A 26,125-nucleotide genomic window follows, 5' to 3' on the forward strand; every position below is an offset into this window, starting at 1 on the left:
CCCATGACCGATGACGAACGGATGCCTGTGCGAGAGGTCGTGCAGCGCGGCCTGTACTACGACGAGCTCGAGGTGGGCACGCGATACGTCCATCGGCCGGGTCGCACGATCACCGAGGCCGACAACGTGTTCTTCACGACGCTCACGATGAACAACCAGGGTCTGCACCTCGACGCTGCCTGGGCCGCGACCCAGCCGTTCGGACAGCGCCTCGTGAACTCGATGTTCACCCTCGCGACCCTCGTCGGCGCCTCCGTCGGGCAGCTGACGCAGGGCACGATCGTCGCGAACCTCGGGATGAGCCGCGTCGAGTTCCCGCATCCGCTCTTCCACGGCGACACGCTCTACAGCGAGACGCTCGTCACCGCGAAGCGCCCCTCGGCATCGCGACAGGGTCAAGGCATCGTGACCTTCGAGCACACCGGTCGCAACCAGCACGGCGAGGTGGTGGCGACGGCAGAGCGCAGCGTGCTGATGTGGTTCTCCGACGCTCATCCTGACGTCCGGCCCGAATCCCCGTCCGACGCAGGGCCCGGCGACGCATCGTGAGTGTTCGCCGACTCGGCCTCGGACCGGCCCTGCTGTTCTGCCCGGCCGATCGTCCCGACAGGTTCGCCAAGGCGCTCGATCGGTCGGATGCCGTCATCCTCGACCTCGAAGACGGCGTCGCTCCTCCGGATCGTGCCTCGGCTCGCCTGGCGCTCACCGCATTCGGACGTGGGGTGGGGGATGACCGTGCACGCGTCATCGTGCGCGTGAACCCTGCGGGCACGGCTGACCACGCCGCCGACCTCGATGCCGTCCGCGCGACGCCGTTCCGCACGGTGATGCTGGCGAAGACCGAGTCGGCGGGCGACGTCGATGCTGTTGCTGCTGCCGTGGGGGGCATGCGGGTGGTCGCGCTGTGCGAGACGGCGAGGGGGGTCCTCGCAGCCGCCGAGATTGCCGGACATCCATCGACCGTCGCCCTGATGTGGGGAGCGGAGGACCTCATCGTCTCGCTTGGCGGGGCATCGAGCAGGACACCCACCGGGGAGTATCGCGACGTTGCACGTCACGCGCGCTCGGCGGTGCTGCTCGCGGCCGGAGCGAGCGGTGTTGACGCCATCGATGCCGTTCACATCGACCTCGACGACCTCGAGGGCCAGGCTGCGGAGGCCGTGGACGCCGTCGCCACCGGCTTCGCGGCCACCGCCTGCCTGCACCCGAGGCAGGTCGAGGTCGTGCGAGACGCCTACCGGCCGAGCGATGGCGCGGTCGTATGGGCGACCCGCGTGGTGGAGGCCGCTGCACAGTCCTCCGGCGCCTTCCGCCTGGAGGGCCGGATGATCGACGAGCCCCTCATCGCGCAGGCAGAGGCTGTGCTCCGCCGTGCACGAGCGAGCGCTCGAGACTAGCGCCGCAACGTGGCCGACGGGTTTTCGCCGTACACGGTGCGGTAGGCATCGGCGAACCGGCCGAGATGCGGGAATCCGAGTCTGGTTGCGATCGTCGCGACGCGATCCCGGTCAGGCCGTGCAGTGCGGAGCGCGCGGTGTGCAGCCTGCAGGGCTCGGCGCTGCATGTAGGTGTGCGGGCCGACGCCGAGCAGGCGGATGAACGCGAGCTCGAGACGCCGCTCAGACACGCTCAGGTGACGGCACAGCACGAGCAGCGGAACGCGCCACGTGGGGCTCTGCTCGAGGTAGTCGATCGCCGTGTGGACGAGATCGGCGTCGACGGACCGGCGAGTGCGCTCGCGAAGGGAGATCGGCGCGTCTGGAGCACATGCCGTGCGTACCGACGCCTCGAGAAGGCGCTCCCACGAGAAGGGATCGGGCACCTCGCCTCTCATGCTCGGCATCAACAGCGAGAGCATCGCCCACAATGACGAATCGTAAGTCGACTTCTTCGCAGCGGTGGCGGGGTCGATCCCGAGCGTCTGCGCGGCGGTGGCGAACGCCGCCATCGGAACCGCTGCGAGCGCGAAGGACAGCCCGTCCATGTCGCGTGCGTGGTGACTGCTGCCGGACGGGTAGACGAACGTCAGGCCCGGGTCGACGGCGACGCCGTTCCAAACGCCTCCTGGTCGTGCCCTCAGCATTGCGGTGAAGACGATGCAGCCATCCTCGGCCTCCGCGTCGGCGACGGCCGGGAACGCGACATCGAGGAGCGCGAGTCGGGCCGAGCCGAGACTCCACGCAGTCACGGAGGCATGACCCGACCCGTAACCCGTGCGCACGAGATGCCCGGACGCACCGGGGACGGCGAGCATCAACTGGTCGCCGTCGGTGGTCACCGTGCGACCTATCAGGGAGGACCTGGCCAGCACAGCATCACGCTACTCGCCGTTGGACGCCTGCAGCCGAAGTGTTCGGACTATCCACATTCCGCACGTTTCGCCGCACAAGGGGACGCATCCGACCATGCCCGGCGACGGGCGACCTAGTCTTCGCTGTGGATCTGGCGGTCCTGCGCCTTCACGGCTCGGGATGCGACGCGAAGGAGAGACCAGTGACGGAAGACGCCGAATTCGACGTGCACGTCGATCGTGACACCTACCCGCGACCGGAGTATCGCTTCCCGAACATGAAGCTCGAGACGTACGCCGTCGACTCCGTCGCCGACTTTCCTCTGCCCCAGGCCGCGCCGCCGCAGGCGCCGAACGTCGTGATCGTGCTCATCGACGACATCGGCTACGGATCGGCGAGCACGTTCGGCGGCCTGATCGAGACACCGACGCTCGATCGCCTGGGGGAGGCCGGCCTGCGGTACTGCCAATTCCACACCGCGGCTCTCTGTGCCCCGACCCGTGCTGCGCTTCTGACCGGGCGCAACCACCACACCGCGGCAACCGGTGTCGTCGCTGAACAGGCAACCGGGTTTCCCGGCTACACCGGCATCATCCCGAAGAGTTGCGCCACGATCGCCGAGGTGCTCTCGCAGAACGGCTATGCAACCGGTTGGTGGGGCAAGAACCACAACGTTCCTGACAACATGACGAGCCCGGCCGGCCCGTTCGACAACTGGCCGACGCGGCAGGGTTTCGACTACTTCTACGGATTCCTGGGCGGTGAGACGAACCAGTTCTACCCGCAGCTGATCCGCAACACCACACCGGTCGAGCCGCCGCGCACGCCGGGGGAGGGCTACCACCTCACGGAGGACCTGACCGACGACTGCATCGCCTGGATGCGCACACAGAAGGGCATCGCACCCGATCGGCCGCTCTTCGCCTATTTCGCCCCTGGCGCGATGCATGCACCGCATCAGCCTCCGCTCGACTGGCGAGGGCGCCACGAGGGACGATTCGACTTCGGGTGGGACGAGTACCGACAGCGGGTCTACGAGCGCCAGCTGGCGCTCGGCGTCATCCCCGAGGGCACCGACCTCACCGCCCGGCACGAGCAGATCCCGGCCTGGGATGACCACGACGAAGACGAGAAGCGCCTGTTCCGCCGGCAGTTCGAGACGTTCGCGGACTTCCTCGGGGCCACCGACCAGCAAGTCGGTCGGCTGGTCGACGCTCTCGAAGACATGGGCGAGCTCGACAACACACTCTTCCTCTACATCATGGGCGACAACGGGACGTCAGCGGAGGGCACGCTGATCGGCACGTTCAACGAGATCCACGCGCTCAACGGGTACCAGCAGACCATCGAGGATCTGCTGCCCCACCTCCACGAGTGGGGACTGCCGATCAGTTATCCGCACATGGCGGTCGGGTGGGCGCATGCCGCGGACACGCCGTTTCAATGGACCAAGCAGATCGCCTCTCACTTCGGCGGGACGCGAAACGGCATGGTGGCGCACTGGCCGGCGCGCATCCACGGCGCCGGTGAGTTGCGGTTCCAGTTCCATCACGTCATCGACATCGCCCCGACCATCCTCGAGGCCGTCGGGATCAGCGAGCCGTCGGTGGTCAACGGTGTGCCGCAGAAACCGATCGACGGTACATCCTTCGCGTACACGTTCGTGGCCGACCCCGAGCGAAGCGCGCACAGCACCCAATACTTCGAGGTCTACGGAAACCGGGGCATCTACCACGAGGGGTGGATGGCCTCGTGCCGCCACGGACGGCTGCCGTGGATGAGCGGCGGGACGTATTCGTGGGACGACGACACGTGGGAGTTGTACGACATCGCCGAAGACTTCTCCCAGGCGCACGATCTCGCCGAGACGCACCCGGAGAAGCTGGCGGAGATGCAGCAGCTGTTCACGATGGAAGCGGCCAAGCACAACGTGTATCCGCTCGACGACCGGTTTGCGGAGCGCCTCGACGTGCGTCTGCGCCCGAGCTATTTCTCGGGCCGCACACATGTCTCCTTCCCTCCGGGCATGCGGCGTCTGCCGGAGGGCAGCGGTCCCAAGACGAACAACGTTGATCACGTGGTCAGCGTGCCGGTGACGATCCCCGAGGGAGGTGCTGAGGGCGTGCTCTTCCACGTCGGCGGCGATCCGGCGGGATGGGCGCTGTTCGTGCGCGGCGGAAAGCTCGTCTATCACTACAACTTCTTCAACCTCCACCGCTGGGAAGTCGAATCGGACGTCGATGTCCCGGTCGGCGACTCAACGCTCGGATTCGCTCTGCGCACCCTGGAGCCGCGCCCCGGCGGCCCCGCGGAGGTCGACCTGCTGATCGACGGCGTCGTGGTCGGACACCTCGACTTGCCGGAGCAGGTGCGGGCGCGCTTCGGGCTCGAGAGCATGAGCGTCGGCATCAACACAGGATCACCGGTTGTCGACACCTATCGCGAACGGCGCGGCTTCCCGTTCACCGGCGTCATCCACCGCGTGGATCTCGACTTCGTCTCGGATGCCAACGACATCTCTCCTGCGGAGAAGGTGCGGCAGCACCTGGCGATGGACTGATCGGCGCCGCAAGGGGCTTACCCGCCCGCGTTGAGGTCCAATGCACCCACCGCCGCAGGCTAGCGTTGCAGCATGAACCGCACCCTTCGTCGACCTCTGTGGCGCTGGGAACCGGGACCCTATCTGCTCGTGCTCATCCTGATCGTGATCACGAGCGCGATCCGGCCCGAGCTGTTCCCCGTCGCGTACTGGATCTTCTTCTCGATCACGGTCGTCGCCATCGCGGGACTGGTCGTCGTCATCGTCGTCTCGTTCGCGCGACGGTCGCGCAATCCCGACTCGGCTGGCATCCTGCGCTCCCTGGAAGGCATCGAACTCGTCTCCGTTCCGAAGACGGACGACCCCCCAACGCCGGTTCTGATCATGAAGCGCCACCAGCAGGCGATCGACGCCGCACTGTCGTGGAAGGGAACCGTGACGCACGCCGTGCTCATACCGGATGCCACACGCTGGCTCGGACGTCGCATCCGCATCGCCGTGCACCTGGTCGCGGAGGATCGTCCGTACCACGTCGGCTTCCTTCCCGATCTCTCCACGGAGAGATACAACGAGGCGTTGAAGGTGGAGTCGGGTTCTGGCAGGTACGCGCTCGTGACCGCCAGAGTCATGGGGGAGCCAGGGCGCCGCAAAGTCGACCTCTCTCTCGGCGGACTCGCCGCATGGATGGCCGAGCAGTCCGCATAGTGTCGGTCCAGCGAGTCGACAGCATCCATCCAGACGTCTCCACGAGGATGGACCAATGTTCCGGCGGCATCCCTTTCTGAGCGTTGTCACGCTCGCCTACCTGGGCGTCGTCGGGTGGATGACTCTCGGGCCGCAGCCCGACTTCGGCGGCAAGAACTCCGTCGTGATGCGCGTTCTCGACATCCTCTGGGAGCACCCCGCGACCGACTGGGTCACCTACGACGGTGTCGAGTTCACGGCGAACATCATGATGTTCCTGCCGATCGGCCTCTTCTTCCTACTGCTCTTCGGCCGCAAGCGCTGGTGGCTCGCCATCGGCATCCCGTTCCTCATGACGCTGGGCATCGAGACGGCGCAGATCTGGATTCCGGGACGTGTCTCCGACATTCGAGACGTCATCTCCAACACGACCGGCGCGATCATCGGCGTGCTCATCGGCCTGATGATCACCGCTCCACGTGCCAGACGCGATCGTGCTGCAGCCGCTGCTGCTACCGCCGCACCGCGCTCCTAGAGCGCTGCTCCGCGGCGAAAACTACCCGCTCTGCTAGGATCATCACGGTTCGATAACCACACGAAACTCGCCATGCAGGCTGCAGGCTGCTGGTCCTCGGTGGTGAAATCCCAGTCGCTTGTCTCGCATGGCGCGAGCTCTGAACGCGGGTGGTGTTTTTCTACTGGTGGCCAGCGAAGAGCCCCTCGGCTCGGTTATGCCTGTTCTCCTGCGCGTGAAGGCGAGCGCGCCACGTCCACACGGGACGGCGCACGAGCAAAAGGAGAAGAGACCTCAATGGAAGGTCCTGAAATCAAATTCGCCGAGGCCGTACTCGACAACGGCCGCTTCGGCACTCGCACTGTCCGGTTCGAGACCGGCCGTCTGGCGCAGCAGGCACAGGGTGCCGTCGCCGCCTACCTCGACGAAGAGACCATGCTGCTCTCGGCGACGAGCGCGAGCAAGCACCCGAAAGACAACTTCGACTTCTTCCCGCTGACCGTCGACGTCGAGGAGCGGTCGTACGCGGCCGGCAAGATCCCCGGCTCGTTCTTCCGTCGCGAAGGTCGTCCGTCGACGGAGGCCATCCTGGTCTGCCGTCTCATCGACCGTCCGCTGCGCCCGTCGTTCGTCGAGGGCCTGCGCAACGAGGTTCAGATCGTGGTGACGGTGCTGAGCATCGCACCCGACGAGTTCTACGACGCTCTCGCCATCAACGCGGCATCGGCGTCGACCCAGATCTCGGGTCTGCCGTTCTCCGGCCCGATCGCCGGTGTGCGTCTCGCGTTCATCCCCGGCCTCGGCGAGCACCCCGACCAGTGGGTCGCCTTCCCGAAGGCGTCGCAGCTCGAGCACGCCGTGTTCGACCTCATGGTCGCCGGCCGCGTGCTGACGAACGATGACGGCTCCGAGGGTGACGTCGCGATCATGATGGTCGAGGCAGAGGCAACCGAGGGCAGCTGGAATCTCATCCAGGCCGGCGCCACCAAGCCGAGCGAAGACATCGTGGCCCAGGGTCTCGAGGCGGCGAAGCCGTTTATCCGTCAGCTGGTCGGCGCACAGAACGTGATCGCCGAGCAGGCCGCCAAGGCGATCGCCGACTACCCGGTCTTCCTGCCGTATTCGCAGCAGACCTACGACAACGTCGCGGGCCTCGCGTACGACGAGCTGGTCAACGTGTACCAGATCGCCGACAAGATCGAGCGCCAGAACGCGGATGACGCGCTCAAGGATCGCGTCAAGATCGCTATCGCTGAGAAGGTCGAGGCGGGACACCTGCCGGCCGAGACCCTCGAGCAGTTCTCCGCCGCTTACAAGTCGGTGTCGAAGGTCGTCATGCGCGGTCGCGTGCTGCGCGAAGGCATCCGCATCGACGGTCGTGGTCTTGCCGACATCCGCCCGCTCGACGCAGAGGTGCAGGTCATCCCGCGCGTGCACGGCTCGGCCATCTTCCAGCGCGGCGAGACCCAGATCCTGGGCGTCACCACGCTGAACATGCTCAAGATGGAGCAGCAGATCGACTCGCTGTCGCCTGTGACGCGCAAGCGGTACATGCACCACTACAACTTCCCGCCCTACTCGACCGGTGAGACCGGTCGTGTCGGCAGCCCGAAGCGTCGCGAGATCGGCCACGGCTTCCTGGCCGAGCGTGCGCTCGTGCCGGTGCTGCCGAGCCGTGAGGAGTTCCCGTACGCGATCCGTCAGGTCTCCGAGGCGCTCGGCTCGAACGGCTCGACCTCGATGGGCTCCGTGTGCGCGTCGACTCTGTCGCTGCTGAACGCGGGTGTGCCGCTGCGCGCACCCGTCGCCGGCATCGCGATGGGCCTGATCTCCGACAACGTGGACGGTGAGACGCGTTACGCAGCTCTGACCGACATCCTCGGCGCCGAAGACGCACTCGGCGACATGGACTTCAAGGTCGCGGGCACGAGCGAGTTCGTGACTGCCATTCAGCTCGACACCAAGCTCGACGGCATTCCGTCGTCGGTGCTGGCCGGCGCGCTGCAGCAGGCGAAGGATGCTCGCACCACGATCCTCTCGGTGCTGAACGCCGCGATCGACAGCCCTGACGAGATGGCGCCGACGGCTCCTCGCGTGATCAGCGTGCAGATCCCCGTCGACAAGATCGGCGAGCTGATCGGCCCGAAGGGCAAGACGATCAACGCGATCCAGGACGAGACCGGCGCCGACATCTCCATCGAAGAGGACGGCACCGTGTACATCGGCGCCGTCGACGGCCCGAGCGCAGAGGCCGCGCGCGCGCAGGTCAACGCGATCGCCAACCCGACCAACCCGGAGGTGGGCGACCAGTTCCTCGGAACCGTCGTGAAGATCGCGACGTTCGGTGCGTTCGTCTCGCTGCTCCCGGGTCGCGACGGTCTGCTGCACATCTCCGAGGTGCGCAAGCTCGCAGGCGGCAAGCGGGTGGAGAACGTCGAAGACGTGCTCTCCGTCGGCCAGAAGATCCTGGTCGAGATCACCAAGGTCGACGACCGCGGCAAGCTGTCGCTGCAGCCGGTGATCGCCGAGGCGGCCGACACGGAAGGCCGCGACGCGGCTTCCGAGGGACCCGCCGAGCCGGCAGAGGGTGCGACCGAAGCGGTCGACGCCTGACCCGATCCAGTCGATAGAGACGACGCCCGCCACGACTTCGGTCGCGGCGGGCGTCGTCGTCTCTTGGCGTGTCCGCGTGCGTCACGCAGCCCTGAACCCCCCGTATGCGGCGCAACTGCACCCCGTTCGTGGGGTGAGATTCGAGGGGTATTCAAAGATTTGGTAACGGTTCAATCGTTTCGACCGGGTCGTGTCGGGGGTGTCGATTACGCTCGCAGGCAACAGGTGTGACGCGGCATCCCGTGGCACATCGGCTCGGGGGGCTGAGGAGCTGGAGGGGACATGGCGCAGCCGTATCCTGTGCGGGCACAGGAACACGTGAACGGTGGCGTGACGGGAATCGGACCGGTGTTCGACGCACCGGTCGTGACAGCGGATTACGACGGCACTGCGACGGCACCGCTGTCGATCGTGGCGCCTCGGCGGCTCGGTGAGACCGACCTCGCCGTCTATCCGCTCGCTCTCGGCACAGCCTCCCTTGCACAGGCGGCCGACGTCGATGCAGCCCAAGCCGTGCTCGACCGCTACGTGCACCTCGGCGGCAATCTCATCGTCACCTCGGACGCACACGTCCGCGGTCTCGGAAACGCCATCGTCGGCGGGTGGATGCACCGACGCAGCATCCGTGGCAGTGCCGTCATCGATCTGCGGGTCGGTCACGGCGAAGAGAGCCCGGGGCTCGGCCAGGTGAACGTGGTGCGTGCCGTCGAATCCGGCCTGCGGCGGCTGGCAACCGACCACGTCGACATCCTGACCCTCGAGGGTCCTGACGCATCGGTCGCGCTCTCCGACACCCTCGCCACGGTGGAGTGGCTGATCGACACCGGCAAGGTGCGCTATGTGGCATTCTCGGGGTTCTCTGCCGAGAGCCTCATGGAGGCTCGTGTGCTCTCGTCCTCCGGACTTCCGAAGGTCGCGGCGATCGAGGTTCCGTACAGCCTGATGAACCGTGGCACCTTCGAAGGCGACCTTCGTATCGTGTCCGCGGCGCAGGCACTCGGTGTGCTTCCCGTTCGCCCGCTCGCGCACGGCTATCTCGCAGGCGCCTACCGCTCGAGGTCAGACCTCGATGCGAACGCGCGGGGCGCTGGAGTCGCTTCGTACATGGGCAGGCGCGGGCATCGGGTGCTTCAGGTGCTCGATCGCATCGCCGCCGAGCACGAGTGCGGAATGGCGACGATCGCCATCGCATGGCTCCTCGCAAAGCGCGGTGTGGTCGCACCGGTCGTCAACGTCGCCTCCGCGGTGCAGGTGGATGACCTGATGGCCGCCTGCAGCGTGAGCCTCGGCCGCAGCGACATGCTCGAGCTCGATCGCGTCTCCGAGTAACGCCGAACGACTCGGCTCATCGGCTTTCGAGTCAGGGCAGAAGACGCTCGAGGGTGCGGTGCAGGGCCGCGCCCGCCACGGCGGGCTCCGTCACCGGAGCACCGCCGAATGCGCCGTCCCTGGCGAGCAGCAGATCGTCAGCCGCGTCGTCGGGTGCCGGGGATCCCGCCTCGCGGAACAGCTCGACGAGGGTCGATCTCAACCACGTGCGCCATGCCGTGACGGCGGGACCGACCGGGCCGCTCTCATCGAGCTGAGAGGTCTTCGCGTCGATGAACGGGCATCCGCGATAACCATCACGCTGCGACTCCGACGCGAACCCGTCGACGATCGCTCGCAGCACGGCGACCGGGTCGTTCAGACGCTCCCTGTCGGCAGCGATGGCCTCGCGGGCGACCGTGTCGCGCCCGGTGACGAACGCGGCGATCAACAGGTCCTTCGAGCGGTAGTGCTTGTAGAACGTCGCCTTCGTGACGTGCGACTGCGCGATGATTCGGTCGACGCCGACGCTGTGGACGCCCTCGTCGTAGAAGAGCCGATTCGCGGTCTCGAGGATCTTCACCTTCGCCGGCGCAGGCGGGCGAGTGGCTGGCGCGCTCTGGTCCGTCATGCAGTACTCCTCGACTCGGTGGGGTTGAGTGCTCCACGACGAGTTCCGTCGGAGATCGCTTGTCAGTATAGAGGGGTAGACAGTACAGTTTGTCCTCAAGAATGCGGACGGTGATTGTGGCGTGTCATTCCGCGACGCATTCGCCGTCCCTCTTTCCGGAGGCACGATATCGCGACTGCGTCGCTCGTCCACTCGATCGCCGCGGGGAGAAACGCGAGTGTTCCTCCCCACGGCTCAATCGCGGATAGGCTATTCGGGATGAACGGCGCCGTTGACCTCCCACTCGACCGTGCCGATTTGACGTTCGCGGCTTCCGGCGACGCGCTGGTCTCGCGGTCCGTGCTGCCGAGTGGCGTGCGGGTGCTGACGGAACGTGTTCCCGGTGTGCGGAGCGCGACCATCGGGTTCTGGTTCGGCGTCGGATCACGCGACGAGACGGGTTCGGCTCCGGGAATCACGGGGCACGCCGCGAGCTTCGGCTCGACCCACTTCCTCGAGCACCTGCTGTTCAAAGGCACGCCGAAGCGCACTGCGTTCGACATCGCCATCTCGTTCGATGCCGTCGGGGGAGAGCACAACGCCCTGACGGCCAAGGAGCAGACCTGCTACTACGCCAAGGTGCAGGACCGTGACCTGACCATGGCCACCGAGGTGCTGTCCGACATGGTGACCTCGTCGCTGCTCGACTCGACCGACTTCGAGAATGAACGCGGCGTCATCCTCGAGGAGCTCGCGATGGCCGAGGATGACCCTGCCGATGCGGCGAACGAGCGGTTCTTCGCTGCCGTGCTCGGTGGGCATCCGATCGCCCGCCCGATCGGCGGCAGCCCTACGACCATCAACGCAGCGGAGCGCGACGCCGTCTGGCAGCACTACCGGGCCAACTACCGTCCGCAAGACCTGGTCGTCGCGGCGGCGGGAGCCGTCGATCACGCGAGGCTGGTCGCGGATGTCGAGCGCTCCCTCGCAGCGGGCGGATGGCCGATGACCGAAAGCGGTGCACCGGTCGCCCGACGCAGCTCCGTCGAGGCCGACCTGCACGACACCACCCCGCTCGTCACCGTGCGTCGGCCGATCGAGCAGGCGCACCTGCTGATAGGCACCCGCGGGCTGCGCGGCACCGACGAGGCGCGCACCACCATGGGCGTGCTGAACGCCGTGCTCGGCGGTGGGATGTCGAGTCGACTTTTCCAGGAGGTGCGCGAGAAGCGCGGCCTCGCCTATTCGGTGTACTCGTTCGCCGCCGGCTACTCCGACACGGGCGTGTTCGGCATGTACGGCGCCTGCTCCCCGCAGAAGGCACGTTCCGTCGCCGGCATCATGATCGACGAGCTTCGCCGGCTGGCATCGGACGGCATCACGCACGACGAGCTCGCGCGCGCCGTCGGCCAGCTCTCGGGAGGATCCGCGCTTGCCCTCGAGGACTCGGACACCCGGATGACCCGCCTCGGCCGCTCCGAGCTGGGCACCGGCGAGTTCGCCGACCTCGACGAGACGTTGCGCCGTCTCGCGCTCGTGACCGCGGACGACGTCCGCGAGCTGGCGAACGACCTCGCCTCACGCCCCATGACCATCGCCGCAGTCGGAGCCGTCGACGACGACGTGTTCTCCGGCCTGCTGTGACCACACACGATCCGAAGGAAATCGCACCTCTTGCCCCACTACCTCTACCTCGTTCGCCACGGGGAGCAGCAGGATGCCGAGCACGGCATGCCCGACGGCCCCCTCTCACCGCGCGGCAAGCGCCAGGCCACGCTGATCGCTGAGCGACTCGGCGGCGTGCCGTTCACGTCTGCCTATCACTCGCCGCTGCGGCGTGCGGAGGAGACGGCGAAGATCATGGCTGAGCGACTGCCTGCGCTGAACCCGCAGCCCTCCAGCCTTCTCTTCGACTGCATCCCCTCGGGTCCGACGCCCGATATGCCCAAAGCCTTCGACTCGTTCTACGGCGGCATCACCGATGCCGAGATCGAGGCGGGAAGCGCTCAGATGGCGGATGCCGTCAGCGAGTTCCTCACCCCTGCCCGTGGCGACCGCCACGACCTGCTCATCACGCACAACTTCGTGATCGGCTGGTTCGTTCGCCACGTCTTCGATGCACCCGACTGGCGATGGATGGGCCTGAACCAGGCGAACTGCGGCCTCACGATCATCCGGGTGCGCTCGGCGAAGCCCCCTGTGTTGGTCGTGCACAACGACCTCGGACACCTGCCGGTGGAGCTCCGCACCGGAATGCCCGAAGTTCAGCCCGTGTAGGCGGTCCCCCGCCCCGTATCGGGCGGGACGAGTGCTAGTCGACGTCCTTCGCGTACCAGTGGGTCGCGTTCGGATTGTCGTTGTACGGCTCGACAGCGCGGTAGCCGGAGGTGCGGTACAGGCCTCCGGCCGCCGCGAGGCTCTCGTTGGTGTCGAGCACGAGTCGTCGTGCACCCATCGCGACGGCCCGTCTTTCGAGCTCGACAAGAAGGCCCCGGCCCGCGCCGTGCCCCCGTGCAACGGGGTCGACCCAGAGATGCTTCACTTCGAAGCGCACGATGGCGCCGCCGGCAGCGTCGACGTCGTCCTCTATCCTGCGGACCCCTCCGCATCCGATCGCGTCGCCGTCGAGCGAGGCGATCACGAAGTCTCCGCGACCGTCGACGAACTGCGTCGCATCCGGCAGCTTCACGTGGTAGCTGCCCTGCGCTGAGGGGAAGGTCTGCTCGCGCTCGGTGAAATACCTGGTGAGCAGGCCCGCCGCGATCGGATCGTCGGTTCGCGAGCTGGAGAACGTGAGCATCACCCGCAAGTGTAGGGCGATCGAGCAACGCGGAACGTGCGCCGGCGGCGCGACTCAGGCGACGAACACGCCTCACGCCGCGTTGATATCGTGATGGGATGACCATTCGTGTGGCCGTCGTCGGTGCGACCGGCAAGCTGGGGAGCGTCGCCGTCGACCTCATCGAACGGGCCGACGATCTCGAGCTCGTCGCTGCGCTCGGCTCGAAGAGCGATCTCGCCGACATGCTCGGAACGGAGGATGCGCCGACCGAGGTCGTGCTCGATGTCACGCTTCCCGCGGTGAGCCCCTCCATCGTCGAGTACGCGCTGGATGCCGGTCGCAACGTCGTCGTGGGAACCTCCGGCTGGTCGGCGGCGCGCCTCGCGCCCCTCGCCGCACGGTTGCGCGACGAGCCGGACCGCGGCGTGATCGTGGTGCCGAACTTCTCGCTCGGCTCTGCCCTTGGCACGGCGTTCGCGGTTGCCGCATCGAAGTACTTCGACTCGATCGAGATCGTCGAGGCGCACTCAGCGACCAAGGTCGACTCGCCGTCCGGCACGGCGGTGCGCACGGCCGAACTGATCGCCGAGGCGCGCGACGAACTCGGACCCGTCTCGGCTCCCCACACGGACCAGCGCGCTCGGGGCCAGCAAGTTGCAGGCATCCCGGTGCACAGCCTGCGGCTCGCAGGCGTCGTCGCCCGGCAGTCTGTGACGCTCGGGGGACCGGGGGAGACCCTGACCATCATGCATGACACCACCGATTCGCGATCGTATGCTGCCGGCATCCTTCACGCCCTTCGATCGGCCCCGGACGCACGTGGGCTCACGGTCGGGCTCGACCGTCTGCTGGGACTGTGATGTCTGTGCGGCCCACTGGGCCTGATTCGCCTGTCTTCGCCAAGGCCCCACGCTGATGCGGGGACGCGTCGCGGCCATCGTGATGGCCGTGCTCCTCGTGGTGTACCTGGTGCTCGTGGTGCGCTACGGCGTGCTTCTGATCGCCAGCGGGAACGCGGTCGGAGTCGTGATGGCCGTTGCGCTCTTCGTACTCTCCGCCATCGCAGCATGGGCGCTACTGCGAGAGCTGTGGTTCGGCGTGCAGACCGAGCGACTGGTCCGCATCCTCGAGGCGGAAGGCGGACTCCCCGTCGACGACCTGCCTCACCGAGCGAGCGGTCGTCCGTTGCGGGACGCCGCCGACGCGGAGTTCCCGCAGTACAAAGCCGAGGTGGAAGCCGAGCCGCAGAGCTGGCGCGCGTGGTTCCGGCTCGGCCTTGCCTACGACGCCTCAGGCGACCGCCGTCGCGCCCGGCATGCGATGCGCGAGGCGATCCGCCTGCACGGCGTGGCTAAGCGAGTTCCGCCTCGATCGTGATCGGGATGCCCACCAGCGCCCTGGAGACCGGGCAGGTGCGCTTCGCCTCATCGGCCAGCCGCTGGAAGTCCGCTTCCTCGAGTCCCGGCACGGTCGCGTTGACGAGCAGGTGGCTGCCGGTGATGCCCTGCGCGGGGTCGAAGGTGACGGCCGCGGTGACCTGAATGGTCTCCGGCGGCGTGCCGAATCCCTTCAGGATGTTCGAGAATGCCATCGCGAAGCACGCCGAGTGCGCTGCGCCCAGCAGCTCTTCGGGGTTGGTCACCCCGGTTTCGCCCTCGGAGCGCGCTCGCCAGTTGACGTTGAAGTGCGCCGCACCCGACGAGTCGAGGTTGAGCTCTCCCGATCCGCTCGTCAGGTCTCCCCGCCACTGGGTCGTCGCTTCACTCGTGATCGCCATGTCGTGCTCCTTCGTGTCGTGCCTGCCTGGGATCGTGTCGTCCGAACGGATGCCATCCGGATGCCGTCGCCTCGAGGCCACGACCTTTCCAGCCTAGGAGGGCGCCGGGCACGCTGAAAGGGCGAACTCCGAAAGGGTGGAAACGTCCAGCTACGCCGAAGACTGCGAGCTGCGGGGTTGCCCGCGCCGGATGACTCCGACGCGCAGGAGAAGGAGGTAGATCTGGCATCCGAGGCAGTAGCCGAACACGGCGTTGAGGAAGGCTGCGGCGAATGCGAGCGCCGCGCCGACCACCGCCGCGTACGGCACGCCGACCAGCTGCAGCACGACGGCGACCGCCGTGATCACGAAGCCGACCGCCTGAGCGAACGTGGGAGGCGCGGCATCCTCGAGTTCCTCGGGCGGACCGAGCCTCGGGCGCACCAGCCTTGTGTAGATCAGACCCCACGGATGCCTGGTGATGCCCGCGGTCGCACCCCAGAGGAACAGCAGCGAGAGCGCGCTGAGCAGCACAGTGGCCGCCGTGGTCGCGCCGATCAGCCCGAGGAAGACGACCACGAGCAGCAGCACCGCGGTGATGGCCGCCCCGAAGCGCGGTCCGCGCGGATCGATCTTCGCAGTCGAACGGTTGGTCGTGGCCGGTTCAGATTCCGACATGGGTCTCCTCACGCGCGATGTCGTCCAGCATGGCGCTGACGTCGTCTGCTCTCGGGACGCCGCCGATGCGCGACCGGATGCCACCGGCGGCGTTCAGCAACAGGATCGTGGGCGTCTGCATCACCCCGAACTGCGTGGCGGCTTCGGGATGCGCGGTGAGGTCGACCTCGAGGTAGGCGACGCCGTCGCGCTCAGCTGCGACCCCGGTCAGCACCCGCTCGGCGATGCGGCACGGGCCGCAGAATTCGGTGGAGAACTGTACGATCGTCGCGTTTCTGCCGAGCGGGACATCCGTGTGCAGACTCGCCGCGCTGACCACCGGCCCGGAAGCGTTCCGTACCCGGCCGGTGCGAGCGCGCCAGACGATGCCGACGATCGTCGTGACGAGCACGAGCGAGGCGACGACGGCGGCGGCGATCAGCGGGTTCATGGCTGGTGACACGGTAAGCCGCGCGAGACGCCCGCGACGATGTATGACGTAGCGTGACGTGCCGAGGCCGAGCGCGCGCGGTGAAGCGGATGCTTCGCCTCGGGTTCCGGAACGGGATTCAGGCACCGACGGGTGGAGCCACGATAGCCTGATGAAATGCCCAACTCAGACAACCCCTTCGGCCAGGTACTCGTCGCGTTGGTGACCCCGTTCACCGCAGACGGCGAAGTGGATTGGCCCGGTGTCGAGAAGCACATCGACGACGTCATCACGGGCGGCGCGGACGGAATCGTGGTCTCCGGCACCACGGGAGAGACCTCGACCCTCACCGACCCGGAGAAGCTCCGGCTGGTCGAGGTCGCGTTGGAGGTCGCGGGCGGTCGCGCCAAGGTGATCCAGGGCGGCGGCTCCAACGAGACGGCTCACGCCATCCAGCTCTACCGCGCGAGCGAGAAGGCCGGCGCTGACGGCGTGATGATCGTCACGCCGTACTACAACAAGCCGACGCAGGCGGGCATCCTCACCCATTTCCGGCTGATCGCCGACGCGACGGATCTGCCGGTCATCCTGTACGACATCCCTGGCCGCACCGGGGTGCCGATCAAGTACGACACCATCCTTCGCGCGGCGAAGCACCCGAACATCCTTGCCGTCAAGGACGCCAAGTGCGATCTTGCCGAGGTCTCGCGGGTGCTGAACAACACCGATCTGCTCTACTTCTCCGGCGCCGACGAATACGTGCTGCCGGAGCTGGCGATCGGCGCGAGCGGGCTCATCGGCGTGACGGCGAACATCGCCCCGAAGCCGTACCGTCAGATCATCGACGCGGTCAACAGCGGAGACCTCGCTACGGCCACCGCCGTGCACAAGAAGCTCGAGCCTTTGGCGCGTGCCGTGATGACACACGTTCCCGGCACCGTCGCGACCAAGTACATCCTGCACGGGCTCGGCCGCATCGGGAGCCCGCGCGTGCGGCTCCCGCTCGTCGGTCCCGAGGACTTCGAGGCGGCGCAGATCGAGGGTGACCTCGACCTCGTGCGTGACATCGAGGGTCTCGACCTCACGAACTTCCGACCCGACCGCAACGCCGCCGCCGGGGGAGCGCTCCCCAAGGTCGCAGGCACGACGCGCTGACTGCGTCACCAGAACGGCCACGAAGCAACAGCACAGAAACACTGGAGGCACGGCATATGCCCGCGTCGGTATACGATCCGCCCGCACTCGAAGCTGGCACCCTGCGCATCATCCCCACCGGCGGCCTCGGTGAGGTCGGCCGCAACATGACGGTCTTCGAGATCGACGGCAAGATCCTCATCGTCGACTGCGGTGTGCTCTTCCCCGAGCAGGACCAGCCGGGCGTCGACTTGATCCTGCCCGACTTCGCGCCGGTGCGCGATCGTCTCGACGACGTCGTCGGCGTCGTGCTCACGCACGGGCACGAGGACCACATCGGCGCCGTGCCCTACCTTCTCAAACTGCGCGCCGACATCCCGCTGATCGGGTCGAGCCTGACTCTGGCGCTGGTCGAGGCGAAGCTCAAGGAGCACCGCATCCAGCCGTACACGCTGACGGTGAAGGAGGGCAGGCACGAGCAGCTCGGCCCCTTCGCGCTCGAGTTCGTCGCGGTGAACCACTCGATCCCGGACGCCCTCGCCGTCGCCATCGGCACCACCGCTGGGGTGGTGCTCCACACCGGTGACTTCAAGATGGACCAACTGCCGCTCGACGACCGCATCACCGACCTGCGAGCGTTCGCGAGGCTCGGCGAGGCCGGCGTCGACCTGTTCATGGTCGACTCCACGAACGCCGACGTGCCGGGCTTCACTCCGTTGGAGCGCTCGATCGGCCCGGTGCTCGACAGCGTGATCGCGAGGGCTCCGCGTCGCGTGATCGTCGCGAGCTTCTCCAGCCACGTGCACCGCGTGCAACAGGTGCTTCACGCGGCGGCAGCGAACGGCCGTCGCGTCGCACTTCTCGGACGGTCGATGGTGCGCAACATGACCATCGCGGCCGAGCTCGGCTACCTCAAGGTGCCGGACGGGGTGCTCATCGACTACAAGAAGGCCGCCGACCTTCCCGACGACCAGATCGTGTACATGTCGACCGGTTCGCAGGGCGAGCCGATGGCGGTGCTCGCGCGTATGGCCAACCTCGATCACCAGATCGAGATCGGTCAGGGAGACACGGTCATCCTGGCCTCGAGCCTCATTCCCGGCAACGAGAACGCGGTGTACCGGGTGATCGACGGGCTCACGAAGCTCGGCGCGACGGTGGTGCACAAGGGCAACGCGAAGGTGCACGTCTCGGGCCACGCCGCGGCAGGCGAGCTGCTCTACTGCTACAACATCCTGAAGCCCCGCAACGTCATGCCTGTGCACGGCGAATACCGCCACCTGGTGGCCAACGCGAAGCTCGCGCAGGACACCGGAGTGCCGGAGGAGCGCACCATCCTGGCAGAGGACGGCACGGTGATCGACCTGCGCGAAGGCGTGGCGAAGGTCGTCGGACAGCTCGACCTCGGCTTCGTCTACGTGGACGGCTCGAGCGTCGGCGAGATCACGGACGCCGACCTCAAGGACCGCAGGATCCTCGGCGAAGAAGGGTTCATCTCGATCATCGTCGTGGTGGAGGCTGCAACGGGCCGCATCATCTCCGGCCCGGAGATCCACGCCAAGGGATTCGCGGAAGACGACGCTGTGTTCGACGACGTGAAGCCGAAGATCGCCTCCGCGCTCGCTGAGGCGTCTCACAACGGGGTGCGAGACGCCCATGCCTTGAGCCAGATCGTGCGTCGCACCGTCGGCCGCTGGGTGAACACGAGCTATCGTCGCCGCCCGATGATCGTCCCGCTGGTCATCGAGGCGTAGCCCACGACCGCCCCCACCACATCTGGGAGACACCCGCAGGCGCTCCGCGGCGTTGACGGTCGTCGCCATTACCGTTGAGAGCATGGCCACGAGCACCAAGTCGACGCCGCGCGCGCGCAGCACGTCGGCGTCGCGCGCGCCGTCGAAACGCACAGCGACGCAGAAGACGAAGGTGCTGCCGGCCGCCGCGCCGGAGCGCGGCGTCTTCTCCCGTGCGTGGCTTGGCCTCGCCCACCTGGTCGGCGGCGCGGCAAGGGCGTTCGGCCCGGAGAAGCTCGAGAAGGATGAGCGGCGCGACGGTCTCCCGTTCTTCATCGTGCTGCTCGCCGTCGCAGGCGCCATCGTCGAATGGTTCCTGATCGACAACCCCGTCGCTCAGCAGCTCGACGTCTGGACCTTCGGCGGCCTGTTCGGTCGGGTGGCGTTCGCGCTTCCGGTTGTGATGCTGCTTCTGGCGATCTGGCTGTTCCGCCATCCATCGTCCGTGCACGACAACACGCGCATCGGCATCGGTCTCGCCCTGCTCCTCGTCACGGTCTCCGCGCTGTGCGAGATCTTCTCGTCGCGACCGCAGCCGGCGGACGGCATGGAGCAGCTGGCCAAGGCAGGCGGTGTGATCGGCTGGATGGCCGGTGCGCCGCTCGTCGCCCTCGCCACGCCGTACGGCGCGGCCGCCATCGTCATCCTCGTCCTGCTGCTCAGCGTGCTGATCATCACGAAGACTCCGCCGAACCGCATCGGACGACGACTCGGCGAGCTCTACTCCTACCTGTTCGGCGCCCAGCGTCCCGACGGCGAGGAGCACGACGAAGCAGAGAAGGACGCCGCCGAGCAGCAGCCGAAGTCGCGTCGCGGCAAGGCCGCGGAGCCGGAAGCGGATGACTCCGACGAGGAGGTTGCCCCGCAGAACCTCCCGTGGTGGCGCCGCAACAAGAGCGGTCGCGAGGTCGATCCGGAGTTCGAGGAGAGCGGCCCGTCGTTCACCGAGGTGTTGGGCATCGACACCTCCTCGACGGGGAGCTTCGACACCGCGCTCGAGCCGGAGCCGCAGGACTACAAGACCGAGGTGCTCGCCGACCTGCGCGATGCCGAGAACGCCGTGAACCGCTTCACAGGTGAGGGAGCGGGCAAGGGCTCGACCGGACTGCGCCCCGACACGGTGACCACCGTTCTGCCCGGATTCGGTGCCCTCTCCGACGACGACTTCGACGAGGCCGCCATCGAGGCTGCGACGCCGCTCGACGGTGTTCCCGACGCGCCCTACGTGCTTCCCGCTGCGTCGACGCTCGCGGCGGGAACCCCGGCGAAGACGCGCTCGGCGGCGAACGACGAAGTGGTCGCTGCGATCACCTCTGTGCTCGACCAGTTCCAGGTCGACGCTCGGGTGACCGGATTCTCGCGCGGCCCGACGGTGACGCAGTACGAGATCGAGCTCGGCCCCGGGGTGAAGGTCGAGCGCGTCACGGCGCTCAGCAAGAACCTCTCCTATGCCGTCGCTTCGAACGAGGTGCGCATCCTCTCGCCCATCCCGGGCAAGAGTGCGATCGGTGTCGAGATCCCGAACGCCGACCGCGAGATCGTCTCCCTCGGAGACGTGCTGCGCTCGTCGACGGCGACGAGCAGCCACCACCCGATGACCATCGGTGTCGGCAAGGATGTCGGCGGCGGGTTCGTCGTCGCCAACCTGGCGAAGATGCCTCACCTGCTGGTCGCCGGTTCCACCGGCTCGGGTAAGTCGAGCTTCGTGAACTCCATGATCACGAGCCTTCTCATGCGTGCGAAGCCGAGCGACGTGCGCATGGTGCTCGTCGACCCGAAGCGCGTTGAGCTCGCGGCGTACGCAGGTGTTCCGCACCTCATCACGCCCATCATCACGAGTCCGAAGAAGGCCGCTGAGGCCCTGCAGTGGGTCGTCAAAGAGATGGACATGCGCTACGACGATCTGGCCAGCTTCGGCTTCCGCCACATCGACGACTTCAACAAGGCGGTGCGCAACGACGAGATCGTGCTGCCGGAGGGAAGCGAGCGCAAGCTCAAGCCGTACCCGTACTTGCTCGTCGTGGTCGACGAGCTCGCCGACCTCATGATGGTGGCGCCACGCGACGTCGAGGACTCGATCGTGCGCATCACGCAGCTGGCGCGTGCGTCGGGCATCCATCTCGTGCTCGCGACGCAGCGACCGTCGGTGGATGTCGTGACCGGGCTCATCAAGGCGAACGTGCCGTCCAGGCTGGCGTTCGCCGTCACGAGCGTCACGGACTCGCGCGTCATCCTCGACCAGCCGGGCGCCGACAAGCTGATCGGACAGGGCGACGGCCTGTTCCTGCCGATGGGTGCCTCGAAGCCGATCCGTGTGCAAGGTGCGTGGGTGGCCGAGAGCGAGATCCAGCGCGTGGTCGAGCACGTGACGGCCCAGGCTCGCCCCGAGTACCGGCAGGATGTCGCCGCCGGGCCGGAGAAGAAGCAGATCGACTCCGACATCGGTGACGACCTCGACCTGCTCCTGGCCGCAGCAGAGCTCGTGATCTCCAGCCAGTTCGGCTCGACGTCGATGCTGCAGCGCAAGCTGCGAGTCGGCTTCGCCAAGGCCGGCCGCCTGATGGACCTGCTCGAGTCCCGCGACATCGTCGGACCGTCGGAGGGCTCGAAGGCGCGCGACGTGCTCGCGACACCGGAGCAACTCCCGCAGGTGCTCGCCCGGCTGCGGGGCGGCGACACCGGCGGCCAGGCGTCCGCTCCGAGCCAGCCGCAGCCTCCCGGACCCCAGTCTCCCTCGCAATCGCAGGGCGACGAACGCTATGACGGCGACCCGGTCGGCTCGCGCTTCGACGACCTCGAGGAGGTCGACGGCGACTCCGACGAAGACGCCTGGGGCCTCACCGGCCGCGACTGACCTTCGGCGGCGCGCCACCGCGAGCAGTCGCGGACCGTAGGCTGATCGCATGACCGACTCCGGCCAGGCATCCGCATCGACCGCGCCAGGCAACTTCAACCTGCCGAACATCATCACGGTCGTGCGCATCATCCTCGCGCCCGTGTTCTTCTGGCTCCTCCTGGCCGACGGCGGAGACGACGGCGTGATGCGCTGGATCGCCACGGCCATCTTCATCATCGCGATCGCGACGGACGGCGTCGACGGCGCGATCGCCCGCAGGCGAGGCCTGGTCACCGACCTCGGCAAGATCCTCGATCCGATCGCCGACAAGCTGCTCACGTCGGGGGCCCTTGTCTGCCTCTCGATCCTGGGCGAGCTGTGGTGGTGGGTAACCATCGTGATCGTGGTGCGCGAGGTGGGCATCACCGTGTGGCGCATGGTGGAGCTCTCCCGCGGAAACGTCGTGCCCGCGGGCAGCGGAGGCAAGCTCAAAACGGTCGCGCAGGCCGTAGCGATCTCCTTCGCTCTAGCGCCACTCTGGACGATCTTCGGCGACTGGATCTTCTGGCTGAACTGGGCGCTGATGGGCATCGCACTGGTGCTGACCGTGTGGTCGGGACTCAGCTACCTCTGGGAGGCGTACCGCCTCGCTCAGTCCAAACGGGCGCAGCAGTGACGACCGACGGAACGGATGCCACCGCTCGCCTCATCGCCCGTCTGACGTCGCAGGGACTCACGCTCGCCGTCGCCGAGTCGCTCACCGGTGGTGCGCTCACGGCGGAGCTGACGAGGCCGGCTGGGGCATCCGCTGTGGTCATGGGCGGCGTGGTCGTCTACGCCACCGAGCTCAAGCACGTGCTGGTCGGGGTGGATGCCGCACTTCTCGCCGAACACGGTCCCGTGCATCCCGAGGTCGCCAGGCAGCTCGCGCGAGGTGTGCGCGACCGCCTCGCGGTGGGCGGGCGACCCGCCGACATCGGCGTGGCGACGACCGGAGTCGCTGGTCCCGATGCGCAGGGCGGACGTGACCCTGGGACGGTCTTCGTCGGGCTGTCGTACGACGAGATGACCGAAGCGGTGGAGCTATCGCTGAGCGGCGACAGAGCACAGATCAGGGCGCAGACCGTGGCGGAGGCGGTCGCACGCCTCGTGGCGCGGTTCGCTTCGGACTGAGACGCTCTCCGATCCTCGCGTGTCGGGCGCGGGCATCCGTGAGCGGCCACAGTCGGATGGCGGGGCGGAATAGCCCGGGTCTCGACTTCGTTACATGCTGTGTACTCACATCCAAACCCAAGCCGTCGATGGTTAGAGTTCTTGGACGAGATGCGCGTAGCGTTAGTGCATCCTCGACCATCCGAAGGCTGTGGCAGGAAGAGAAAAGGAGGCTCCAATGATTCTTGTACGTCAGGAAATCGGCGACGTGCTACGGGACTTCCGCCTGCAGAAGGGGCGCACACTCCGACAGGTCGCAAGCCGCGCGAGTGTCGCTCTTGGCTACCTCAGCGAGGTGGAACGGGGACAGAAGGAGGCGTCGAGTGAGATTCTCGCTTCGGTCGCCGACGCTCTCGACACGCCCATCTCGGTGATCATGCGCGAGGTCGGAGACCGGTTGGCAGTGCTCGAGGGCATCGACCAGGTCATCCCCGACACGGTGCCCGACGAGTTCGTCGCTGCGCTGGACGCGGACCTCGTCGCTCGGTGACACGTTCGCCGCTTCAGGCTGTGGAACGCCCCGCTTCGGCGGGGCGTTTCGGCGTTAACAGACACCGCCGGCATGCGCGTCTCACCGTCACCTGCGAGCCCATGCGAACGGGCGACACGACCTAAGCTGACGGGGATGCGTACGAGCGAATTCAGACAGGCCGTCGCAGCCGAGTTCGGGGAGCAGTACGGCAGGGCCTTGTTGCGCGATCTCGTGCTCGACAGGCTCGGCAATCGAACAGGCGACCAGGCCCTCGCCGACGGCGTGAAGGAGCGCGACGTGTGGTGGGCGCTGTGCGAGGCGATGGACGTCCCCATCGCCAGGCGGCACGGGGTCGGTCTCCCCGACCCGAAGCGCTGAAGCCGACCCGCTGAGCGGTGACCGGGCAGGTTCGCCGGGGGAACGATTCTCGAATCAGCTCGTGCGACACACCCGTGGAGATGCGAACGGATGTTCGGTACTTGGTACTCTGAGGTCACAGACCTGATCGAAGCGAGTTATCCACGGCATCGCGCCTCGTGACCTCGAATGTCACCGGTGCGACCTACGGTACGAAGCAGCGAGTAATCAACGACCGTCCCGGCGAAAGGAAGCCAGCCATGCCCACACCAGCGGATCGCGAAAAAGCACTCGAGACTGCGCTGGCCCAGATCGACCGGCAGTTCGGAAAGGGCTCGGTCATGCGCCTGGGCAGCGACGAGCGTGCGCCCGTCGAGGTCGTTCCGACCGGCTCGATCGCGCTCGACGTCGCTCTCGGCATCGGCGGGCTTCCGCGCGGCCGCATCGTCGAGATCTACGGCCCTGAGTCCTCGGGAAAGACGACTCTGACGCTGCACGCCATCGCCAACGCGCAGAAGGGCGGCGGCATCGCGGCGTTCATCGACGCCGAGCACGCGCTCGACCCCGAGTACGCCAAGAAGCTCGGCGTCGACATCGACTCGCTCCTCGTGTCGCAGCCCGACACGGGGGAGCAGGCGCTCGAGATCGCCGACATGCTCGTGCGCTCTGGATCGATCGACCTCATCGTGATCGACTCGGTCGCGGCGCTGGTACCTCGCGCCGAGATCGAGGGTGAGATGGGCGACTCGCACGTCGGCCTGCAGGCGCGCCTGATGTCACAGGCACTCCGCAAGCTGACCGGCGCGCTCAACTCGACCAACACCACGATGATCTTCATCAACCAGCTTCGTGAGAAGGTCGGGGTGTTCTTCGGCAGCCCGGAGACCACGTCCGGCGGTAAGGCACTGAAGTTCTACGCGTCGGTCCGCCTCGACATCCGTCGCATCGAGACTCTGAAGGACGGCACCGACGCGGTCGGCAACCGCACGAGGGTCAAGGTCGTCAAGAATAAGATGGCGCCGCCGTTCAAGCAGGCCGAGTTCGACATCCTCTACGGCATCGGCATCTCCCGTGAGGGCAGCCTGCTCGACTACGGCGTTGATCAGGGCATCGTGAAGAAGTCCGGCGCCTGGTACACCTACGAGGGCGACCAGCTCGGCCAGGGCAAGGAGAACTCGCGTAACTTCCTGATCGCGAACCCCGACATTGCGTTGGAGATCGAGCGCAAGATCCTGATCAAGCTCGGCGTGATCGCCGACCCGAACGCTCCGGCGGAGCCCGCCTCGAACGTCGAGTCGATCGAGCCCAAGATCGCGCAGCGCAAGGGCGCCTAGCGCGCAGGGAGCCATCATGGTCGTCCAGTTTCCGCCAGCGGATTCGGAGCGGTCGCGGCGCCGTCGGTCGACGGATGCCGCGACCTCCGGGGGTCATTCCGGTGAGCTAGCCCCGGTGACCTACCTTCCGGGCGCACAGCCGTCCGTGGCCGCCCAGCAGGCGCTCGCCCGCGTCAACGCGGTGCCGAGACAGGCCGGTCGAACCGAAGAAAGTCTCGGTGGAGCTGAACGGACCGGCGAGGCCGAACAGAGCGGCCGCGACCGCAAGGCGACGCGTGCGAGCAACGTGGCGATCCACCAGCTGGCGCGGCGAGGCATGTCGCGCTGGGAGCTCGAGCAGGTGCTCGCCAAGCGCGAGGTCGACGACGAGACGGCGGCGGCCGAGCTCGATCGACTCGAGAGCCTCGGTCTGGTGGATGACGCGGCCTTGGCCGTGTCCGTCGTGTACGCGATGCATGCCAGAAAAGGTGCAGGGCGTGCGGCGATCGAGCAGGAGCTCCGCAGACGACATCTCGACGACGATGTGATCGCCGACGCGATGGCCGAGCTCGACGGTGACGACGAGAAGGAGCGCGCGACCGAGCTGGCCGTGGCACGAGCACGGCAGCTCACCGGGTACGACTATGAGGTGGCATCCCGCCGGCTCAGCGGATTCCTCGCCCGCAAGGGATACGACGGCGAGACCGTGCGGGCCGCAGTGCGTACCGCCCTCGAGTCGCATCCGCGCGGGCCATCCAACAGCGGTGGGCGGGTGCGTTTCCGCTGACACCGAGCGCCGTGACCGCGAACGTAGACTAGTCGGC

26 protein-coding genes are annotated in these 26,125 nt (G+C 67.3%); 20 read left to right on the forward strand and 6 right to left on the reverse strand.

Annotated features, from left to right (window positions below; all coding sequences use genetic code 11):
• Positions 1-3: 3 nt before the first annotated feature.
• Both ACYVDN_RS02095 and ACYVDN_RS02100 read left to right on the forward strand, forming a co-directional pair.
• Positions 4-549: a MaoC family dehydratase gene (locus tag ACYVDN_RS02095; protein WP_460567965.1), complete on the forward strand. Its 546-nt coding sequence runs from the start codon at positions 4-6 to the stop codon at positions 547-549.
• On the forward strand, positions 546-1,397 hold the full coding sequence (locus ACYVDN_RS02100; RefSeq protein WP_460567967.1) for an HpcH/HpaI aldolase/citrate lyase family protein: 852 nt from the start codon (positions 546-548) through the stop codon (positions 1,395-1,397). The genes ACYVDN_RS02095 and ACYVDN_RS02100 overlap by 4 nt, the downstream gene beginning before the upstream one ends.
• Here ACYVDN_RS02100 and ACYVDN_RS02105 read toward each other — a convergent pair.
• Positions 1,394-2,311, reverse strand: a complete 918-nt coding sequence (locus ACYVDN_RS02105; RefSeq protein ID WP_460567969.1) for a helix-turn-helix domain-containing protein — start codon at positions 2,309-2,311, stop codon at positions 1,394-1,396. The two genes, ACYVDN_RS02100 and ACYVDN_RS02105, sit on opposite strands and share 4 nt — an antisense overlap.
• A gap of 182 nt (positions 2,312-2,493) precedes the next feature.
• On the opposite strand from ACYVDN_RS02105, the gene ACYVDN_RS02110 reads away from it, so the two are divergent.
• From ACYVDN_RS02110 to ACYVDN_RS02130, 5 genes are all read left to right on the forward strand, one after another.
• A complete protein-coding gene (locus tag ACYVDN_RS02110; protein WP_460567971.1) occupies positions 2,494-4,851 on the forward strand; it encodes an arylsulfatase in 2,358 nt (785 codons plus the stop codon).
• A 72-nt stretch (positions 4,852-4,923) separates the two neighbouring features.
• Positions 4,924-5,535 carry a hypothetical protein gene (locus tag ACYVDN_RS02115; protein WP_460567973.1) on the forward strand — a complete coding sequence of 204 codons (612 nt, stop codon included), beginning with the start codon at positions 4,924-4,926 and terminating at the stop codon, positions 5,533-5,535.
• A gap of 55 nt (positions 5,536-5,590) precedes the next feature.
• Positions 5,591-6,049, forward strand: a complete 459-nt coding sequence (locus tag ACYVDN_RS02120) for a VanZ family protein (protein ID WP_460567975.1) — start codon at positions 5,591-5,593, stop codon at positions 6,047-6,049.
• A 276-nt stretch (positions 6,050-6,325) separates the two neighbouring features.
• Positions 6,326-8,641, forward strand: a complete 2,316-nt coding sequence (locus ACYVDN_RS02125) for a polyribonucleotide nucleotidyltransferase (RefSeq protein WP_460567977.1) — start codon at positions 6,326-6,328, stop codon at positions 8,639-8,641.
• Positions 8,642-8,923: 282 nt separating this feature from the next.
• Positions 8,924-9,970 carry an aldo-keto reductase family protein gene (locus ACYVDN_RS02130; protein WP_460567979.1) on the forward strand — a complete coding sequence of 349 codons (1,047 nt, stop codon included), beginning with the start codon at positions 8,924-8,926 and terminating at the stop codon, positions 9,968-9,970.
• A gap of 31 nt (positions 9,971-10,001) precedes the next feature.
• On the opposite strand, the gene ACYVDN_RS02135 is transcribed toward ACYVDN_RS02130, so the two are convergent.
• Positions 10,002-10,580 (reverse strand): TetR/AcrR family transcriptional regulator, encoded by a 579-nt coding sequence (locus tag ACYVDN_RS02135; RefSeq protein WP_460567981.1) that lies wholly within the window; start codon positions 10,578-10,580, stop codon positions 10,002-10,004.
• 258 nt (positions 10,581-10,838) lie between these two features.
• On the opposite strand from ACYVDN_RS02135, the gene ACYVDN_RS02140 reads away from it, so the two are divergent.
• Together ACYVDN_RS02140 and ACYVDN_RS02145 are read left to right on the forward strand one after the other, a co-directional pair.
• A complete protein-coding gene (locus ACYVDN_RS02140) occupies positions 10,839-12,203 on the forward strand; it encodes a M16 family metallopeptidase (protein WP_460567983.1) in 1,365 nt (454 codons plus the stop codon).
• A gap of 30 nt (positions 12,204-12,233) precedes the next feature.
• On the forward strand, positions 12,234-12,836 hold the full coding sequence (locus ACYVDN_RS02145) for a histidine phosphatase family protein (protein ID WP_460567985.1): 603 nt from the start codon (positions 12,234-12,236) through the stop codon (positions 12,834-12,836).
• 34 nt (positions 12,837-12,870) lie between these two features.
• Here the strand turns inward: ACYVDN_RS02145 and ACYVDN_RS02150 are convergent, their stop codons facing one another.
• Positions 12,871-13,359 (reverse strand): GNAT family N-acetyltransferase, encoded by a 489-nt coding sequence (locus tag ACYVDN_RS02150; protein ID WP_460567987.1) that lies wholly within the window; start codon positions 13,357-13,359, stop codon positions 12,871-12,873.
• A gap of 98 nt (positions 13,360-13,457) precedes the next feature.
• On the opposite strand from ACYVDN_RS02150, the gene dapB reads away from it, so the two are divergent.
• Positions 13,458-14,201: a 4-hydroxy-tetrahydrodipicolinate reductase gene (dapB, locus tag ACYVDN_RS02155; RefSeq protein ID WP_460567989.1), complete on the forward strand. Its 744-nt coding sequence runs from the start codon at positions 13,458-13,460 to the stop codon at positions 14,199-14,201.
• A 55-nt stretch (positions 14,202-14,256) separates the two neighbouring features.
• Entirely contained in the window at positions 14,257-14,718 is a 462-nt protein-coding gene (locus ACYVDN_RS02160; RefSeq protein WP_460567991.1) for a hypothetical protein, read from the forward strand.
• On the opposite strand, the gene ACYVDN_RS02165 is transcribed toward ACYVDN_RS02160, so the two are convergent.
• From ACYVDN_RS02165 to ACYVDN_RS02175, 3 genes are all read right to left on the reverse strand, one after another.
• Positions 14,693-15,118 (reverse strand): OsmC family protein, encoded by a 426-nt coding sequence (locus tag ACYVDN_RS02165; RefSeq protein ID WP_460572202.1) that lies wholly within the window; start codon positions 15,116-15,118, stop codon positions 14,693-14,695. The two genes, ACYVDN_RS02160 and ACYVDN_RS02165, sit on opposite strands and share 26 nt — an antisense overlap.
• A gap of 150 nt (positions 15,119-15,268) precedes the next feature.
• Positions 15,269-15,775 carry a DUF4395 domain-containing protein gene (locus ACYVDN_RS02170; RefSeq protein WP_460567993.1) on the reverse strand — a complete coding sequence of 169 codons (507 nt, stop codon included), beginning with the start codon at positions 15,773-15,775 and terminating at the stop codon, positions 15,269-15,271.
• On the reverse strand, positions 15,762-16,205 hold the full coding sequence (locus ACYVDN_RS02175) for a thioredoxin family protein (RefSeq protein ID WP_460567995.1): 444 nt from the start codon (positions 16,203-16,205) through the stop codon (positions 15,762-15,764). Before ACYVDN_RS02175 ends, ACYVDN_RS02170 begins: the two co-directional genes overlap by 14 nt.
• Positions 16,206-16,361: 156 nt before the next feature.
• Here ACYVDN_RS02175 and dapA point away from each other — a divergent pair, with 156 nt between their 5' ends.
• The 9 genes from dapA (at position 16,362) to ACYVDN_RS02220 (ending at position 26,088) form a co-directional block, all read left to right on the forward strand.
• Positions 16,362-17,339, forward strand: coding sequence for a dihydrodipicolinate synthase family protein (dapA, locus tag ACYVDN_RS02180; RefSeq protein ID WP_460567997.1), 978 nt, complete (start codon positions 16,362-16,364; stop codon positions 17,337-17,339).
• Positions 17,340-17,395: 56 nt separating this feature from the next.
• Positions 17,396-19,072, forward strand: coding sequence for a ribonuclease J (locus ACYVDN_RS02185; RefSeq protein ID WP_460567999.1), 1,677 nt, complete (start codon positions 17,396-17,398; stop codon positions 19,070-19,072).
• Positions 19,073-19,154: 82 nt separating this feature from the next.
• A complete protein-coding gene (locus tag ACYVDN_RS02190) occupies positions 19,155-21,965 on the forward strand; it encodes an FtsK/SpoIIIE family DNA translocase (RefSeq protein WP_460568001.1) in 2,811 nt (936 codons plus the stop codon).
• A 49-nt stretch (positions 21,966-22,014) separates the two neighbouring features.
• Entirely contained in the window at positions 22,015-22,623 is a 609-nt protein-coding gene (gene pgsA, locus ACYVDN_RS02195) for a CDP-alcohol phosphatidyltransferase family protein (protein WP_460568003.1), read from the forward strand.
• Positions 22,620-23,120, forward strand: coding sequence for a CinA family protein (locus ACYVDN_RS02200; RefSeq protein WP_460568005.1), 501 nt, complete (start codon positions 22,620-22,622; stop codon positions 23,118-23,120). Before pgsA ends, ACYVDN_RS02200 begins: the two co-directional genes overlap by 4 nt.
• A 217-nt stretch (positions 23,121-23,337) precedes the next feature.
• On the forward strand, positions 23,338-23,649 hold the full coding sequence (locus ACYVDN_RS02205; protein WP_170026791.1) for a helix-turn-helix domain-containing protein: 312 nt from the start codon (positions 23,338-23,340) through the stop codon (positions 23,647-23,649).
• Positions 23,650-23,784: 135 nt separating this feature from the next.
• The gene (locus tag ACYVDN_RS02210) at positions 23,785-24,009 is read left to right on the forward strand and encodes a DUF3046 domain-containing protein (RefSeq protein ID WP_460568007.1); all 225 of its coding nucleotides are present in this window, start codon (positions 23,785-23,787) and stop codon (positions 24,007-24,009) included.
• A 239-nt stretch (positions 24,010-24,248) separates the two neighbouring features.
• Positions 24,249-25,322 (forward strand): recombinase RecA, encoded by a 1,074-nt coding sequence (recA, locus tag ACYVDN_RS02215; protein ID WP_460568009.1) that lies wholly within the window; start codon positions 24,249-24,251, stop codon positions 25,320-25,322.
• Positions 25,323-25,437: 115 nt separating this feature from the next.
• The gene (locus ACYVDN_RS02220) at positions 25,438-26,088 is read left to right on the forward strand and encodes a regulatory protein RecX (RefSeq protein WP_460568011.1); all 651 of its coding nucleotides are present in this window, start codon (positions 25,438-25,440) and stop codon (positions 26,086-26,088) included.
• Positions 26,089-26,125: the final 37 nt, after the last annotated feature.

The organism is Humibacter soli (genome assembly GCF_054779035.1).